This is a genomic window from Halococcus sp. PRR34 (assembly GCF_028617175.1).
In the GTDB taxonomy this organism is placed as follows: domain Archaea; phylum Halobacteriota; class Halobacteria; order Halobacteriales; family Halococcaceae; genus Halococcus; species Halococcus salifodinae.
Genome location: NZ_JAQJDA010000033.1, coordinates 1 through 18,001, shown reverse-complemented (window position 1 = coordinate 18,001; position 18,001 = coordinate 1). Strand labels below are relative to the sequence as shown.

Genomic DNA, 18,001 nt, shown 5'->3' with positions numbered 1-18,001 from the left:
AGCGCGAGCGACGCGGCAAACAGCCGACGGACAGTGAGCGAGATGGTGTCGAGGATCCGGCGGGGCCGGGGCTTGAACAGCGGCCCGAGTGCGACGAACACCACGGCGAGGGCGGTGGCTGCGGCCACCGTCAACGCCCCGTCGGTGAGTGTCGTGGGCACGAGCCGGCCCGAGACGGGGAGCGACGTCAGGACCCGCTGAGCGAACGGGTGATTGGCTACCACGATCGCGCCCACGACGAGCACGGCGGTCCCGAGGGTGCTCGCGACGCGATACCGTAGCCCGGTGGTGAGCTCCATGGATGCGACTGATCACTTTGTCTGAGTGATGCGGTAGGATTAAGCGTTGTGAAGGGTCTTGTGCGAATGATGATTTGAGATTTCGTGTTTGTCTAATTCACGCTAACCCAGGAGCGCTACATAGATACGATAAAAACCGAATGATGTTATGTAGATGTCATGAGCGCGGACACAAAATCTAGCAGAGAATTCAGGATATGCCGAATGGGTGCATAGGATAGACAGTTCAGGAGGAGCGGACAAGCGGCTCGTACCATTCACGATTTTCTTGGTACCATGTAATGAACTTCCGAACACCGCTACGGATGTCCTCCGTGGGTTCGTACCCGATTACAACGTTCGCCTTCGTCACATCCGCATGTGTGTGTTCGGCGTCGCCGGCTTGGCGTTCGCCATACTCGATACTGAGATCGGGGGCAATCTCGTCTCGGATGACCTCGGCGAGCGTCGCGATAGAGACGTTATCTGTGCTCCCGATGTTCAACACTTCGCCGTCGGCGGCGTCGGTCTCAAGCAGCTTCGCGTTCGCTCGGACGATATCGTCGGCATAGGTAAAATCGCGTGTCTGCGTACCATCGCCGTAGACAATCGGCGGCTCATCGTTCATGCAACGGGAAACAAAGTTACTGATCGCCATGTTCGGCCGCATCCGTGGACCGTAAACGGTGAAGTATCGGAGCGCGACGGTCGGGAGATCGTAGAGATCGCTGTATACCCGGACGTAGTTCTCGGCGGCGAGTTTTGAGACGCCGTAGGGACTGATCGGCGTCGTCGGATGGTCTTCCTCGTAAGGGAGACTGGTTGGCTTGCCGTAGACTGACGAGGAACTCGCGAAAACGATTCGCTCAACGGGTGATTCGCGCGCCGCATCGAGCACGTTCAGCGTTCCTTCGACGTTAATATCGTTCACTCGCCGAGGATTCTCAACGCTAGTTCGCACGCCGGCCTGTGCAGCTTGATGGAAGACGTATTCGGCATCGTCGACGAGGTCGTCGACGAGGTCGGCATCACGAATGTCTCCTTCGACGAGTTCGTAGCTCCCCGTTCCCTCTTCGGCGGCTTCGCGGGCACACTCGACGTTTCGGTGTTTGATGTCCACGTCGTAGTACGAATCGAGGTTGTCGAGCGTGACGACATCGTAGCCGTCGCGGACGAACGCCTCGGCGAGATGACCGCCGATGAAGCCCGCACCGCCAGTGACGAGTATCATTGGCCGAAGGAATCGGACGATCGGGTAAAGCGTACCGGAATCGTGCGAGTCGACTCAAACGTGCATCGAACCGCTTTTGAGCCGTCTGCATGCAGGGTGGATAGATGCGCATCCTGCGAATCGCTCAGAAGACCTACCCGGAGGTCGTCGGCGGCGGTACCTACCACGTTCACGCGATGAGCCGCGATCAGGCCGCGATGGGCCACGACGTGACGGTGCTCACGATCGGTGACGGAACCCGCCCGCGCCGCGAGGAGCGCGCTGGCTACACCGTGGTCCGTCGACCCGCGACCGCAGAAGTGCTCGGTAACAGCCTTTCGATGGGGGTCGCACGTTTCCTCCGGAATGCCGACGAGTTCGACGTGATGCACGCCCATTCGCATCTCTATTTCTCTACCAACCTCGCGGCGGTCAAACGCCGACTCGATTCGACGCCACTCGCGATCACGAACCACGGCCTCTACTCGCAGTCGGCCCCCGAGTGGGTCTTTCGCTGGTATCTCCGCACGCTCGGGCGTGCGACCTTCGACAGCGCCGATGCGGTGTTCTGTTACACCGAGACCGACGCCAGCCGGCTCCGCGAGTTCGGCGTCAGGACTCGAATTAACGTGGTGGCGAACGGCATTGACACTGACCGTTTCTCGCCCGACGGCGACGAAAGCGATCGCATCACGGGCGATCCCGCGGTGCTGTTCGTCGGTCGGTTGGTCGAGGGTAAGCGACCGGATGATGCGCTGTCGGCGATCGAGCAGGTTCGAGAGACTCATCCTGAGGCCCGGCTTCACTTCGCCGGTCAGGGCTCGCTGCGAGCGGACCTCGAACGCCGCGTCGCCGACCGCGGACTCGACGATGCGGTGGAATTCCTCGGTGAGGTCCCCCACGAGGAGATGTCGGAGCTGTATCGTGGGGCCGATCTCTTCGTCCTCCCGAGCCGAGCCGAGGGGCTGCCGCGGACGGTGCTGGAAGCACTCTCGTCGGGCACACCTGCCGTCACGAGCGATCTCGCGCAGTTGGTCCCGATGCTCGAAGAGGCGGGTATCACTGTTCCCGTTGGTGACTCGGAAGGGTTTGCCGATGCACTCGACGAACTAGCCTCTTCTTCGGAGCGCCGCAAGACGTGTGGCGAGCGCGGACGAGAGCTGGTGGTCACCGAGCACGCATGGAGCGACACGGTGGCACGAACGACGGCCAAGCTGGAAGCACTCAGTGGAAGCGACCACCGGTGAGCCGTTCGGATCGGTCGGCGGTCAGCGGTTTCGAACCAACGGGATCAGCCGTCCAAAGCTGGGTTAATCGTCACTGATGGCCTGTTCGGTAACGTTCGATTCCGCCATCGCCGCGCCGCTGACGGTCGCGTACGAATCGATCGCTTCTCGATAGGCGTTGTACGCGTTGACCTGCTGTCCGTTGTGGGCGACCGTCTCGGTGCCACGCATCCCGTTGAAGACTGCCCAGTCGGTTTCCTTGTCTTCGTTGAACCAGCACCACATGTCGATGCCCTGGTTCTCGAAGTACGCGAGTGCGTCCCGAATCCATTCGTTTTTGCGCTGTGGGTCGTAGCCTCCACTTACCTTCGAGGAGGAGGCGAACTCCGCAACACAGATCGGTTTGTTTCCGAGACCCGACAGCCGATCGAACATCCCGCCGTAGATGCTGTCCGGCGAGTCCCAGCTCGACCAGCTTTGGCTGCGGCCCCAGTTGTAGCCATCGACACCCTGCCAATCGACGTATCCGTTGCCCGGATACAGTTGCTCGGCCGTGTAGGAGCCGACATCCTCGGCGTTCACGCACCACATCCACTGAAGGTCGTCGCCGATACCCTGCGGGTCGAATCGACTGTGGACGCGTCGCCACATGCCGACGTAGCTCTGCGGTGTGGAGCCGCCGACGGTCGGCGACCACGGGTACCAGTCGCCGTTCATCTCGTGGGCGAGCCGGAGATACGCTTGTCGACCGCTGGAGCCCGCGAGGGCGTTTTGGAGTCGGCTCGCCCAGTTGTCGATGTAGTCGTCGTAGTTGCCGTTGCCGATACGGACTTCGATGTCGTCCGGTGTGGTGTCGGCGAGGCTTTCGATGTAGGCGTCGTACTCGTTGCGCTCGACGAGCGACTGGGTATCGACCGATGCGGTCCGTGCGCCGGGCGTGTACGGTTCCCACGTGATCAGCGGCGTCCGGCCAGCGTTCCAGATCTGTGGGAGGATTCGATCGAACAGCCAGTTCATATGCCTCTCGTCGGGGTTCCAGGGGACGAACAGGTTCTGGACATCGTAGCCAGTGTTTTGCCACGTTTCCATCCGATCGATGGTGTCGAAGTTGGCATCGCTGAGGCCGTTGTGGATGCCGATGGCTGGTGAATCACCGTTGATCACAGTGCCATTGAGATAGACTGTGGCATCGCCGTTTACACTGATGTTGCGCAACTCTCCAGAAAAGGTGTAGCTGTCAGTACCACCACCACCACCTTGACCAGTCGCTGTGTTGCCCGAGATGGTGTCGTTGTCGTCAATCGTTGCGCCCCTCGCAGTGCTCTTTTCGAGGTTGGCGTCAACTGTAAACTCGTACGAGAAGCGACCGCCGTTGCTGTCAAAACTCAACACATGCTTGGGACCTGTTCTCAACAATTCTTCATTAAGATACACATCAACAGCGCCGTCTAGACTAATATCAGTGAGTTCGCCCGAGAAAGAGTAGATATCCCGTCCGCTTCCGACACCACCAGCAGCACGTGATCCATCGATGTTGTCCGCACTGTTGATACCCTTGTAGCCAACTAGATTTCCACCGACCGAAAACTCGTAGTCGGTGTACGGTCCCCGTCCGTCGAACTTCAGGACGTTTGGCAACAGCTCCGCGACGGTGACTGCCTCGCCGTCGAGATAGATGTCGGCAGGACCATCCACACTAATGTCGGTGATTTCTCCTGAGAAAGCATACACGTCCCGCCCGCCCCCAACGCTACCGCTCGCGTTTGGTCCACTAATCGAGTCCGGGCCGTTGATGGCCTTGTGTTCAGCAAGATCACCACTAACCGAGAAGATGTACTCGGTCAGCAGACCTGTCCCGTCGATTTTCAGTGTGTGATCGGGACTCACATCGATAACGTCGCCATTGAGATAGACATCAATGGGACCATCTATGCTGATATCAGTGAGGTCGCCGGAGAAAGCGTAGACATCCCGTCCGCTTCCGACGCCACCAGTAGCACGTGATTCATCGACGTTGTCCGCACCATTGATACCCTTGTAGCCGACGAGGTTTCCCTCGACCGAAAACTCGTAGTCGGTGTACGGTCCCTGTCCGTCGAACTTCAGGACGTTCGGCAGCAGCTCCGCAATGCTGACTGTCTCCCCGTTGAGGTAAACATCGATAGGACCATCAAGAGCGATATCAGTGATCTCACCCGAGAAAGCGTACACGTCCCGGCCACTTCCGACGCCGCCAGCAGCATGGCCGCGTTCGGGGTCAATGTCGTCCGCACTGTTGATTCCCTTGTAGCCAACTAGATTTCCGTCGACCGAAAACTCGTAGTCGGTGTACGGTCCCTGTCCGTCGAACTTCAGGATGTTCGGCAGCAGCTCCGCGACGGTGACTGCCTCGCCGTCGAGATAGATGTCGGCGGGACCATCCACACTGATGTCGGTGATCTCACCCGAGAAAGCATACACGTCCCGCCCGCCCCCAACGCTACCGCTCGCCTGCAGATCATCGATGACATCCGCGGCATTGATTGCTTTGTAGCCGGTGAGGTCACCGCTAACCGTGAAATCATACTCGGTCAGCGGGCCTTTCCCATCGATTTTCAGCGTGTGTGAGAGCGAGCGTGCTGTGGCCAGCGCATCGACCCGACCGGCTCCCTGCTTCTTCTTGGATAGACCGGTATCAACCGCAGTGTTCTTCAGATGAGAACGCACTTGCTCGTTCGAGAGCTTTTGCTGTGAGAGCATTAGTGCCGCAACACCCGACACGACCGGCGCTGCCATCGAGGTACCTGAAATTGAATTATAGCCATTGTCGGTCCACGTCGAAAGCAGGTTCGTTCCCGGGGCGGCGAGTTCGATTTCGGGACCCCGACTCGAATAGGATGCGAGACTGCCGTCGGGGTCAAGCGCGGAGACAGCCACACATTCGTCGTAGGCCGCGGGATACTTGACCGAGCCGCTGTCGTTGCCTGCCGCGGCGACGAGCAACACGCCCTCCTCATAGGCGTAGGAGACCGCCTTCTGTAGTGTCTCGGTGAATCCGCCACCGAGCGAGAGGTTGATGATGTCCGCATCGTTGTCTGCGGCCCACTGGATGCCATCAGCGATATCGGCGGTGGACCCAGATCCGGTCTCGTCGAGCGCACGAACGCTGAGCAGTGTCGCGTTGCTGATGCCCGCAACACCGGTGTCGTTGTTCGTCCCGGCGGCCGCGATGCCGGCGACGTGCGTGCCGTGCTGTTCTTCCGAAAGCGAATCGGGATAGGGGTCATCGTCGTCATCGACGAAATCTCGCGCGCGATCGCTCGCAACGGTGGCTTCGAGGTCAGGATGGTCGTCTTTGATGCCTTGGTCGACGACTGCAATCGTCACCTCGCCGTCCCCGTAGGTGGTGTCCCACGCGGCCGGTGCGTTCACCATCTCCGGGGCGTACTGGTCGCCGAAGCGCGGGTCGTTCGGGACAGCAACCGTCTCATAAATAGCATTTGGTTCGGCGTACTCGACGCCCCGACGGGAGGCGACAGTGCTGGCGACGCTGGCCGCTGTACTTGCTGAGTTGCGCTCGGGCAACTCGGCCCTGACGTAGCCGAGCGTGTTGTTCTCGCCGACGATTCGTGCCTCGGACGGGAGCGCCCGCTGGGCGGTTTGGCGAGCATTTGCCGATGGGGCGATGCCGACGAGCAGTTCGTTTCGCTTTCCATCTGACTGCTGAGCGGCTGCAGTTCCCGTTGTTCCGGAGAGAACTCCGACCGCACCTGCAACCCTTAAAAATTGTCGCCTACTGAACGGCGGCTCCTCAGACATACTTCAGACAGATACCTACACGTAATAAATCTTTGTATTGTCAAAATATACGAATTGGGGTCGATGGCATGTTATCGAATGCTATTGCGATTGGTGAATACTTCACCTCATTTTATCCAATGCCATCGGCATCTAAATTCGTAGGACACACTACATCTGGCACCTCCTACAAGAGTTTAACAAGAGCCGGCTATTGCTCAACCGCTGATTTTATATTATGCTCGATATCCGAGGTCCCTGAGGTTTTGTTCGACTTGCTCGAAATCGACTTCATTCGTTCCCATGGATGGTTGTTCTGCAACGATTTTCTTTCGGTCGCCGTTCTCATAGATATGCCATGGAACGTTCACCAGATGCTCGTCATAGACGCCCTCTGGATGACCGTACGTCCGTATCGGTATCGGCCGCTCGCGGTCGTTGAGTAACTCGCCATGGTCAGCGGTGACGACGGTCTTTCCGCCGAGATCGTTTAGTAGTGGTTCGACTTCTGCGAGTACGAGCTCCAAGTTCTCACGGTAGGCTTGTATTACATCTCTGTAGCTCGCGTCAGTCTGTCGTATAGTATCCTGCATGCCTGTGCTGAACTCGAATCGTTCGCCCGTAGGCCCAAGATATGGCTGGTGTGGTTGCATGAAGTGGACGAGAAGCCGTTTTTCAGGGTACTTCTCTGCGGCATCGCGCGCGGCGGCAGCAACTGTTTCCGGGCGCGAGGTTAGCCCCCCCATCGCATCGCGCTCGACGAACTCGAAAGCATGAACGTCCGTGCCGATGTCGTCTTTGAGTTTTGCATACCAGCCATTGGCCGAGATATAGACGACATCGTGGAGCGTCTTTTCGGTGAAATTCCCCCGAATAAACTCAGGGCTGGTGCTTCCACGCGAGATGCGGCTTTCGGTTCGTCCGGGAAGCATCGAGCGTTGCTCGAACTCGTCATATCGGCAGGCATCGAGGATGATGAGGTTGTCCCAATCTTCCGCGAAGACATCGATCCCCTCTGGATTATAGCGTTGGCCAGCTCGGAGGTGGTTGTATAGTTGATTTACTTTCGACACCGCCTGTCGTGGGTTCTCTATTCCGCGTCGAATATCAGTAAGCGTAAATCGACGCCCTGTCGCTGTCTGCTTTACTATATCGAATAGACTCACGTCAGTCACCTGTTTTGCGGGCGTACTGCATCGCTCATAAACCTCCCGAGTCGTCTCGCAACAGCGTTGAACTACTGAAGATAGCCAAGGTCTTCGAGCCGTGCCTCCGTCGCATCAGTCATCGAAACGTCGCCGGTCGCTTCGGCATGATCGAACGATGCCAGCCAGTCGTCGAGACAGTCGTCGAGCGCTGCAACGCGGTCTGTGTTCTCGGCCGAAAGATCTGTCTGCTCCACGGGTTCGTCTGTGAGATGATAGAGTTCGTGCGAGCCGTCCGAGCCTCGAATCAGTTTCCAATCATCGGTACGGATCGCACGCAGCGAACGGTCGTAGCGACGTACTTCAGCCGGGAGACTCCCCACACGCTGTTCGAGCGCGTCCATCGAGGGCTGTGGAGCCATGTATTCGGCGATGGCGCACTCGCGGGGTTCCGTCTCCGCCGCTGGATGGAACGACCGGCCCTGTGATTCCTCACGCAGCTCCGGCGCATCGATGCCGGCCGCATCGAGGAGCGTCGGTGCGAGGTCCGTGAGTTGGACGAGGTCCTCGTTCTGGCCCGTCCCGAACCCCTCGCCGTGGACGACCAGCGGGACGTGGAGTAAGGTATCGTACAGACTGTACTGGTGGTCCATCATGCCGTGGTCGCCGATGTTCTCGCCGTGGTCGCTCGTCACGACGAACACCGTGTCCTCGAACTCGCCGGCGGTTTCGAGATAATCTCTGAGTTCGCCGACGCGACGGTCGAGATAGGCTATTTCTGCCTGGTAGAGCGCGTGGAGTATTTCCAATTCTTGCTCCGTAAGGGAAGCCTCGCCCGCAATGTATCCCCACGCGTCCTGTGGCACGTCCATTGCCTCGTCGTAGGTGATGCCGTTTGGCAGAAACTCCTCGGCGAAGGACTTCGGCGGGCGGTATTCGAGATGGGGTTCGAGGTAGTTGACGAAGCAAAAAAACGGATGATCGGAATTCCGGTCTGTGACCCAGTCAGCAATCCACTCGTTCGTCCGGCGTGCGCCGTCGTCAGCACGCTTGCGGAGGAATTTCCCATACAAGGCGTTGGCGACGTTGACGAGCGGGTTCCCCTCGGTTAGACGGTCGGCGAGCGCACGAACGGTGGCACGGCCCTCGGTCGTGCGGGCAACCTCGCCGAGGTCGGTGTCTGTCTGAACGTACTGCCACGTCTTATAGACCGTCTCGAACCCGCGCGCAAAGCCAAATTCCTCGGAAATCCACGTATTGTTCGTGACGGCAACTGTCTCGTACCCGTTCGTTCGGAACGCCTCGGCGAGGGTCGGGAGATCGTCATCGAGATGCTTGTGGCCCGCGTGTGCGCCGTGTTTTGACGGATACGTGCTGGTGAACAGCGAGGCGTGGGACGGAAGCGTCCATGGTGACCCCGTGAACGCCTGCGTGTACTCGGTGCCCTCCTCGGCGAGTTGGTCGATAGCGGAGAGAGACGTACCTCGGTGGTCAGAGCCGACGATATCTCTGGCACGTGCAGTATCCATCACCACGACCACAACATTTGGATGGGAAACCATCGATTGGATGGTCGAAAATCGAGTGCGTTGGGCTAAATACGTTTTCAGTCGTGTCGGGCGGTCATCGGTGGGTTCACATCGCTACACAGCTCGCCGTAGAGTTCGTGGTACGAGGCGACAGTTTTTCGAATGTCGAAGGTGGCTGCGGCACGCTCGTAGCCGTTCGTTCCGTATGATTTGTCGGTTCGCAGAACACGCACCATCGCATCGGCCAGCTGATCAGGAGCGTTTGGGGGGACTAGTAGCCCTGTTTCGCCCTCAATAACGATTTCGCGCAGGCCGGGTACGGCGGTGGCGACGACGGGGAGTTCTGCCGCCATCGCTTCCAGTCCCGCGATTCCCAGTCCCTCCATCGTCGAAGATGTCACGAAGGCGTCGGCAAAGGCGTAGTATTCGTGGATGTCGGCGGGCGGCACGCGCCCGGTGACGGTGACGTTCGCCGAGAGACCGCGGTCGCTCGCTGCCGCCCTGAGGTCGTCTTTGAGGTCGCCCCAGCCGATGATGAACAGCCGCGCGTCGGGGTGGGTGTCAACGACGCGGGTCATCGCGGCGACGAGATCGGCTTGGGATTTCGCTGGCACGTACCGCCCAACACTCAAGAATGTCGGCTCATCGTCGATTCCGTATTGCGATTCGAGAGCGGTGATGTCGGCGGTCCTGACCCGCTCGTTGAAGCTAGTGACGTCAACACCGTTGTAGATGGTACACCACTGGCCGGGTTGGCCTGGCTCGTACTGGCGGGCGGAGCCGGTAAAGGAGCGTTCGACGCCTTCGGAGATGGCGATGGTCTTCGTATCGAGTGGGCGCGTCAGGCGTTCGAGCGTCCCGGTCAGTGGATGGTAGTGATCTGAGATGCTGTGCTGCGTGCTGACTACTGTTTTGAGGCCGCCAAGCCGACCGAAGATACGGCCAAGCGTCTGTGAATACGGAAGATGTGTGTGGAGAATATCGAACTCCTCGCGCCGGAAAAAGCGGCCCATTCTGGAGAGTGCTCGTGGATCGAATTTGAACGTCCCACCGAAGTCCAGTACCCGAGCACCTGCGTCTTCGAAGTCCGCCGAAAGCGTATCCTCGCCCTCGATGAAACAGACGGTGTAGTCGATATCGATGTTGGCGTCGGTGTTCGCAACGATATCGAGCAACAGCGTCGGTGCGCCGCCCGGCGCAAGTTGATTGATGAGGAAACAAACGTCCATCAGATAGGACAAAATCGGGTGGTTCAATCTTCAATGTTATGAATGTCAATCGTACTGGGTTGCCGGCCGACAAAACGAGATAGAGATTGCATCCACTACCTATGGAGCGGTTACCGAAACAATCATTTGGACAGAGATTGCGATCTCAGCCATGGAAAAACCGCTTGCTGCGTTCTATCTTCTTCTCGGAAGTTGTATATTTGGTCTCTCGATATTCGTCTCTCGGTTCGTTGGAAATCTCATTGTTCTCGTCTCGTACGCCGTTTTCGTCGTGTCGGCTGTTGTGGCGACCGCCCCTATCAATGACATCCGCAACCGTTGGTTGCCCGACATTCCGTTTCGATACGAGCCAGTAATCCTCTTTTCGGCCACCGTTCTCTGGGGGGTGTTTTTACTTGGGCTGGCACTCAATCCCTCTCCGAGTTCCGCGCTCCGGACGGGTGCGTTCATCGTTCTCTCCGCGATTACACTCTTCGTCGTCCCGGCGGTCGTCACACGCGAGCAAGCCTTCACAGCTATCGGCATCGTCGGGGCGGTATGCGTACTACTCAGTCTTCCATCAGCGTTACTGGGCGAATTTTCCGTCTTAGGGTGGACGATTGACCGTGTGTCTGCAACATATGTTTTCATTTTAGACACACACGTTCGCTCGCCAACGTTCATTTTCGACCAGCAAAATTATTTCCGTGTGCTCGTCGCCATGGGAACCGTTGCAGCAGCCGGCGTAGCCACACGGACCCGCTCGCCACGAATGGCTATCGTCGCAGCGCTAAACCTCATTGGCGTCTATCTCACGCTTGGGCGTGCGGCACGGCTCGCCGTCGTGGTTGCAGCCGTACTCGTGTTCGCATACTATCTCGCCGGTCGGATCGCTCTCGTGGGCGTAACGATTGCCGGGACGGGAGCCACCGTGATTGCTCTCGCCATCGCATTCGGTGTCCTTCCCGGACCGACAGAACCGCTCCGTGCAGCGCTTGGCGACCGACCTGGATACTGGACGGCGTCGTTTCGGACGTTTGCTGCGCGACCGTTCTTTGGATGGGGCCTCGTCGATACAGGGACCGCAATCGGAAACCATTACTCCGGGCCCTTCACTGGCGTCCACAACAGCTATCTCCGACTGTTCGTTATCGGTGGCATCGTTGGCGGGGTAACTTACCTCGTATTGTGTGGGTCCGTACTTGCGGCGGCGTTCCGACGTATTCGAGAACGAACACCACTCGCGCTGACGACGTTCTGTCTCGTCGTTATGGTACTCGTTTTTCAGCTGTTCGACGGCGCGACGATTTTCGGCACCAATCTGTCGTCAGTACTCTGGGCGCTTACTATTGGCTACGCACAGTCGCCGTTGCTTAATACCGAGCCACTACGGTCAATCGGTAGACATTACAAAGCGCACAAACCACTATCTCTTAATGGAGAAGTGTGAACCGTAGTATTGCAACTTTCATGACGATCATTTTCACTGTATCGCTTTCTTCGTCTCCGTTGATTTCAACAGGCGTCGGCTATGTGCTCGTGGCTATCGCGTATGCACTACTGACGTGGTTGTTCCTCCTCAAAGATAATGTAGCCATCTTCGCCTATCGTCCCATCATCTACCCACTGATTGCCGTCTGGGCATTCTTCGTCATCAGTTTCATCGCCAATATCGGCCGGAGTTCGGTATTGCGTTTGGCCGCATTCACCCTCTTGACAGCCGTCAACGTACTCGTTTTGCCAGCCGTTATCGACCGTCGGACAGCCTATCACGCAGTCTCTCGGGCTGGGGCCGGTCTGACTCTCGTAGGGCTGCCGGTCGTTCTCATGGGAGAAATTGCTGTCGGTCCAGTCGTTCTCGAACCGTGGGCCGGACCCAAAGAATTCGCCACGTTCACCTACTACATCCCACGGTCTGTATTCACGACGCCAAACAACCTTGCCGCGCTTGCGGTGTTCGGGGCCATCGCTGCCGGCGCGGAATGGGCGCGCGACCAGACGCCGATGGCCGCTGCACTCGTAGCCGTGAACGTGTTCGGTGTGCTCATCACGGAGAGCCGTTCCGGACTGCTCGTCTTGGGCGCAGCAGCCGGTCTCGCTGCCACCTACTATGTCTTTGGCGTTCGTGGGCTGACGGCGGCCTCAATCGGCGGGCTTATTGTGTTTGCGGGGGGCCTATTGGTAATTCAAGCTACTCCCTCTTCGAACTTACCAACCGCGATTGCACTCAACGGCCGCGGTGCCATCTGGTCGGCGACAGTTGAGGCCATCGCCCATCGTCCATTCTTTGGGTGGGGACTTGGGATGGACAGACTCGTAATCGACCGCTGGTTCGAAGGGCCCTCGTATTTTGGCGATGCAGGCACACATAACAGCTACCTCCGGGTGTTCCTGATCGGTGGCATTGGTTCAGGAGTTGCGTATCTTGCAGTATGCGTAGCCGCACTGATGGCAGCGCTCCGCCAGACCGCCGAGAACATCTCTCCCGGAAGCGATGAGTTCGTCGATGTTTGTCTGGTTGTTCTTGTGGTCGGATTTTTACTTCTACAGACGTTCTCCGGTGCGACCCTGTTCGGGGTGAGCGTGGTCTCGACGCTTGGCGCAGTCTTCGTCGGCTACGCACAACCCTCGACGTCCCGACAGTCGATCCAGCTGTCCGAACTGATGAATATGGCTATTCAACGGACTCACGGCATTCTTGACAGTTGAATTGCTTATCATTTATACTGGCCACCGATCTATTCGCGGCGATGGGAACCCTGTAGCGAGGATACCGAAACAATCAGTTGACTGGGGGTCGCTCTCTCGGTCATGGATAGAACTCTCGCCGCATTCTATCTCGTTCTGGGTAGTTGTGCTCTCGCGCTCTCGATATTCGTTTCTCGATTCACCGGGAACCTCATGGTCATCGGGGCCTACGGGATGTTCCTCGTGATAGCTGTCACGACACATGATGACTTTCGCGGGTTCCGCGAGTATCGTTGGTCCAACATACCCGTTCAAGTCCACCGAGCGCTTCTCTACCCGACGGTAGTGCTGTGGGTCGTGTTCGCCGCCGGACTCGTTTTGAATCCCTCCATGCGGGCGCTCCTTCGGTTTAGCGCGTTCGTCGGTCTCTCCGCGATTACGCTGTTTGTAATGCCGGCCGTTGTCTCCCGTGAACACGCGTTCACGGCAGTCGGTGTTGTCGGTGCCGGATGCGTCCTGCTCGCTCTCCCGTCAATCATCTGGCCGGAATATACCATCGCCGGCGTAGAAATCGCCCGCGTGTTAGACAGCCAGCGCTCGGAGTTCACACTTGGCATCATTCAGCGTACACCGGCCTCTATTTTCGACGTAATCAGTTACTTTCGGATTTTGGCCACGTTCGGCGCAGTTTGTGCGGCCGGCGTGGCCGCACACACCCGCTCACCATGGATGGTTGCGGCGTGTGCGCTCAATTTGTTCGGCGTCTTTCTCGGCCTCGGTCGAGCATCAATTCTCGCGTTCGTCATCGCCGCAGCCCTTGCTGTCGGATATCTCCTCGCCGGCCGGACCGCTCTCGCCGGCATGACGATTGCTGGGACTCTCGTTACCGCCAGCGGGCTTGCAGTCGCATTCGGTTTTCTTCCCGGTCCGACCGTACTTTTCCAGTCAGTGCTCGGTCCGCGGGTCGGCTTTTGGACTGCGACGTACGAGGCGTTTGCTGCCCGCCCGGTTCTCGGATGGGGGCTTGCTGACACGGCGGCTATCGTACATGATTTCTACCCAGGAGAGACGCTGACTGGCACTCACAACAGCTATCTCCGATTATTCGTCGTCGGCGGCATCGTCGGCGGGGTAGCCTACCTCGTTCTTTCGATGTCGGCCCTCGTGCTGGCGTTCCGGCGTGTCTGCGAGCAAACCCCACTCGCGCTGACGACGTTCTGTCTCGTGATCATGGCGCTCGTGATACAGTTGTTCACTGGCGGGACAATCTTCGGAACGAATCTCTCGTCGGTTCTGTGGGCACTATCGCTCGCGTATGCACAGCCCGCGATGGGAGATTGACGTCTTCAGTGACTACCGAACGCAGCTAACTGCTCTATTGAAAATGCGGTACGAGAGTACGATCATAGCGTCTCGACGAGCTTCTTGCTGTTATTGAGCGCAAACAAGAGAACGATCTCACGGAATTGACGGTACCAGAACCGCGAACGCAGGGCGAAGTCCTGCGTTCGCTTGACCGTAGAGTAGGATGTCTCCGACATCCATCGCTGGGTGTAGCCCTTTGTTCGGATGAGCGCATTATTCCCAACGGCCATCGGTCTCGATTCTTGGTGATGAACGAGGTACTCGACATCCAGTGTAGCGATTTCGTATTCGGTGTGCCAGTCCTGGAAGCCGTTGTCAGCAGCCACTGACCGCAGGTCGTCCGCGTTCCGGCGGACGACCCGCGGTCCGGCCTTGGTGTCGTGTTCGCGCTCGATACCGCAATGGACGTCCAACACCGTAAGCGACTCTGTATCGGTCAGCGTCGTCGCTTTGATCGTCTTAACGGTGCGGCCGCATCGCTGGAGGTAGTACTGGGAAGTTTGTTTGCGCTCGAAGAACGTGCTGTCCAATGCGACGTGTCCAGACTGCGGGTGTTGCTGCGCTGAAACGCGCAGCAACGCCCGTCAGACGTACATCGCATACCGATCGAGTGGGTGGTAGAACGTGGTTGGATCAGGCAGCGCATCTGGATGGAGCCCAAGCAGATCGCACACTTCCGGCATGAGGCTCAGACGGTCGATGAGTTTGGTGAAGGTGTAGACCTTCTTCCTTGCGGATACAGTGTGCGAAGATGTGAGTCGCGCGGGCAAGCCCGCCTGACTCGGGCTTGCCCGCATGCTTTCCCTACGCTTGTTTGGCTACACGGAGTGCCTCTTCGACGAGGTCGAGGAGTACGACTGCCATTATCGACTTCTCGGCCTCATCTCCTTAAGCTATTACGGAGTAATCCCGCCGCCGTCCTCCATTTTCAATAGAGCACATAACGGTATCGGAGACCCTACAGCGCGGTCGAGATACTGCTTAGCGTCGAATCATCTGCCCAATCTAGGAACTAGTTTATGTATATCAAATACCACAACTTTGCTTATCGTAGATGATGCCTGTATGTAGCCGACAAAGAAAGCCCCCAGCGTCGAGAATAAACTGAGTCCAAATATTGTCATGCCTTCAAAAATCTGCATGATGAGAAACATTATAAGCAAGAGAAAAGTAAACAGCGTTTCGGAGTCGGCATTCTGTAACCCAATCATGACGGTACTAATAGTGATGGCGAGATATGCCCCACCGCCGAGGAGTCCTCCGATCAGGAACATTCGAATATAGCTGTTGTGAGTTCCTCGTACAGGACTTGACTCGCCGATATATCTCGCAAGCACCGTCTTGTCCTTTCCAGGCCCCCACCCAATTGCGGGCCTATTGAGTATCGCTTCGTACGCCGCCGTCCAAATAGCGCGGCGACTGCTGAGATCAACGTGCGAAACAGCACTCGGTCCGGGAACGATGCCTAACGCCATCGCAAACCCAGCTACTACTGTGAGCGCGCCGGCACCCACGAGACCTGCCAGCGCAATACGTCCGAGAAGCCGATAGACGACGTACAGTACACCTGCAACGATGAGCGCTAGCAGTCCCGCTCGTCCGCTCGCAAGGTAGGCACCGAGAGCATTCAACCCGACTAATCCTGCGGTTAGCGCGCCGTGGGAACGGACAAAGCCCGCCCCAGCAGCAACCGTCCCCAGAGCCGAGAAACCAGTTAGTGTGTTCGGGTTGCTGAATACCGACCGCAGAGTGTTCAGAGAGATCCCGAAGAGTTCGTGGCTCGTGTGCCACGGCGAGATGGTGAGTCCAGCAATCTCGTATGCTCCGAAGATAACTGTCGGTAATCCGATGAGAATGGACACTCCGGCCGTGTAGGCAATAACATCATGGAGGGCAGCCCGGTCGATAACTGCCGGAACGACAAAGAGATTGATACCGGTAATCACGACGAACGCGCCAAGGCGAATGATCCCTGCACCGGTAGGGTCAAGTACTGTTGTGAGCGCGAATACAGTCCATGTCAACACTATCATTGGGACAATTGCCCAGTGATAGACGACTGCGAACCGGTCAGTGACGAGGAGTACTCCGACAAATACCATGTAGGCGCTAAGAATAATGACATATCCAACTAGCTCTGGAATAAGAGTAGTGACGGATAGCGATGACGTGAGGAGAAGTAGTCCGATCCAAAACGTGTCGGCGCGTATCATACTTTTTCCCACGCTGGTCTATTACCCCATCTATTAAAATAATATTTGAAACAAACAAAACTCATGATGCCTCCATGCCAAAATACGCCAACAAAAATTCTGTAATAATAACATATAAAGATTTGCATACTATTTTGTTAGTCTACACGTGATGTGGACTAGGGTCGTGAATTTGTATGTGACGATTACTCTTTTCACTACTATATTCATCAATTATAATATAAATATTCGGCTATATCTAGCTTCCTGCTAGTGAATCATAGCGTCCAACTACCAATAGAACCAACCCAGAGGGGTGTTGTAGTCGATATATGGTGAACAGTGTACGATGTGAATCAGACCTCAGTCATAGTGCTGATACGGATACTGTCAGCGTAGTGCTCCCGACCCACAACCGAGCAGATGTTCTCCCGCGAGCGCTTGATAGCGTGTTGGAGCAGACCCATGAGAATCTCGAGGTGATAGTCGTAGACGATGCGTCCACGGACGACACAGAATCTGTCATTGGCGACTACGGCGATGACCGAATCACATATGTCCGACATGAAAAAAGCCGGGGCGGAAGCGGTGCTCGAAACACGGGTATCGAGCGCGCGTCCGGCACGTTCGTCGCGTTTCTCGACGACGACGACGAATGGCGGCCCCACAAGCTGGAGGCACAACTGGACGCCTACGACCGTGCCGATGGGGACGTAGGCGTCGTCTACGTCGGCATCGAGAACGTCGATTCCAGGGGCCGGACGAACGGGGTGAACTCCTCGTGTATCGAAGGCGACGTCACCAGAGAGCTATTGCTTCGGAACTTCACCGGGTCGTTCTCGGTGCTGTTGGCCGATGCCGAGACGGTCGAGAGAACGGGACCTCTCGACGAGCGGTTTCCAAGCTGGCAAGATTGGGAGTACTACATCCGGCTCTCGAGGCACGCGAAGTTCGTGGCGGTTCCCGAGCCGCTGGTCGTTCGACACAATGCCGCCCACGAGCAGATTAGTGACGATGTCAGGGCGAAGCTCACCGAGACGTACCCGCTGTTCCGGGACAAGTTCGCTCCACTCGCGGCGGAGTGTGGTCCTTGGTTCGAGCGCCGTCGTCGCGGCCGCCTGCTGTTCCAACTCGGATACTCCGCGCTCTCAAATGGCCAGTACGGACTTTCACGACGGCTGTTAACCCGGTCTCTGGTGTACGACCCGACCAATAAACGAGTGTACGTCTACTGGCTGAGTTCGCTCGGGGGCCGATACACCTATCGGCCGGTCCAAGCACTCAAGCGGTGGGCGGTTCGTCAATTTCGCTAGTTGTCCACTTTGGCTCAACAGCCCAATAGCTGATACGTTGTAGGAATGAAGCGGATGAATCAGTGACCTG

Annotated in this window: 11 protein-coding genes and 2 pseudogenes; 5 read left to right on the top strand and 8 right to left on the bottom strand. The window is 57.5% G+C overall.

Annotated elements, in window-relative coordinates:
• Both PHA81_RS19720 and PHA81_RS19715 read right to left on the bottom strand, forming a co-directional pair.
• Positions 1–299, bottom strand: a pseudogene (locus tag PHA81_RS19720) (sugar transferase); the annotation flags it as partial.
• Positions 300–525: 226 nt separating this feature from the next.
• The gene (locus PHA81_RS19715; protein ID WP_273838484.1) at positions 526–1,509 is read right to left on the bottom strand and encodes an NAD-dependent epimerase/dehydratase family protein; all 984 of its coding nucleotides are present in this window, start codon (positions 1,507–1,509) and stop codon (positions 526–528) included.
• 104 nt (positions 1,510–1,613) lie between these two features.
• On the opposite strand from PHA81_RS19715, the gene PHA81_RS19710 reads away from it, so the two are divergent.
• Positions 1,614–2,735 (top strand): glycosyltransferase family 4 protein, encoded by a 1,122-nt coding sequence (locus PHA81_RS19710; protein WP_273838483.1) that lies wholly within the window; start codon positions 1,614–1,616, stop codon positions 2,733–2,735.
• 63 nt (positions 2,736–2,798) lie between these two features.
• On the opposite strand, the gene PHA81_RS19705 is transcribed toward PHA81_RS19710, so the two are convergent.
• The 4 genes from PHA81_RS19705 to PHA81_RS19690 form a co-directional block, all read right to left on the bottom strand.
• A complete protein-coding gene (locus PHA81_RS19705; RefSeq protein WP_273838481.1) occupies positions 2,799–6,512 on the bottom strand; it encodes a S8 family serine peptidase in 3,714 nt (1,237 codons plus the stop codon).
• Between the two features lie 215 nt (positions 6,513–6,727).
• Positions 6,728–7,666 (bottom strand): hypothetical protein, encoded by a 939-nt coding sequence (locus PHA81_RS19700; RefSeq protein ID WP_273838479.1) that lies wholly within the window; start codon positions 7,664–7,666, stop codon positions 6,728–6,730.
• Between the two features lie 62 nt (positions 7,667–7,728).
• Positions 7,729–9,198: a sulfatase gene (locus tag PHA81_RS19695; protein WP_273838478.1), complete on the bottom strand. Its 1,470-nt coding sequence runs from the start codon at positions 9,196–9,198 to the stop codon at positions 7,729–7,731.
• Between the two features lie 44 nt (positions 9,199–9,242).
• Positions 9,243–10,394, bottom strand: a complete 1,152-nt coding sequence (locus PHA81_RS19690; RefSeq protein ID WP_273838477.1) for a glycosyltransferase — start codon at positions 10,392–10,394, stop codon at positions 9,243–9,245.
• 151 nt (positions 10,395–10,545) lie between these two features.
• On the opposite strand from PHA81_RS19690, the gene PHA81_RS19685 reads away from it, so the two are divergent.
• From PHA81_RS19685 to PHA81_RS19675, 3 genes are all read left to right on the top strand, one after another.
• A complete protein-coding gene (locus tag PHA81_RS19685; RefSeq protein WP_273838476.1) occupies positions 10,546–11,823 on the top strand; it encodes an O-antigen ligase family protein in 1,278 nt (425 codons plus the stop codon).
• A gap of 20 nt (positions 11,824–11,843) precedes the next feature.
• A complete protein-coding gene (locus PHA81_RS19680) occupies positions 11,844–13,082 on the top strand; it encodes an O-antigen ligase family protein (RefSeq protein ID WP_273838474.1) in 1,239 nt (412 codons plus the stop codon).
• A gap of 192 nt (positions 13,083–13,274) precedes the next feature.
• Positions 13,275–14,402: an O-antigen ligase family protein gene (locus tag PHA81_RS19675; protein ID WP_273838472.1), complete on the top strand. Its 1,128-nt coding sequence runs from the start codon at positions 13,275–13,277 to the stop codon at positions 14,400–14,402.
• A 62-nt stretch (positions 14,403–14,464) separates the two neighbouring features.
• Here the strand turns inward: PHA81_RS19675 and PHA81_RS19670 are convergent.
• A pseudogene (locus tag PHA81_RS19670) lies at positions 14,465–15,290 on the bottom strand (transposase).
• Between the two features lie 128 nt (positions 15,291–15,418).
• Entirely contained in the window at positions 15,419–16,639 is a 1,221-nt protein-coding gene (locus PHA81_RS19665) for an O-antigen ligase family protein (RefSeq protein WP_273838470.1), read from the bottom strand.
• A gap of 311 nt (positions 16,640–16,950) precedes the next feature.
• Between PHA81_RS19665 and PHA81_RS19660 the strand changes: the two genes are divergently transcribed.
• Positions 16,951–17,931 carry a glycosyltransferase family 2 protein gene (locus PHA81_RS19660; RefSeq protein WP_273838467.1) on the top strand — a complete coding sequence of 327 codons (981 nt, stop codon included), beginning with the start codon at positions 16,951–16,953 and terminating at the stop codon, positions 17,929–17,931.
• Positions 17,932–18,001 lie beyond the last annotated feature (70 nt).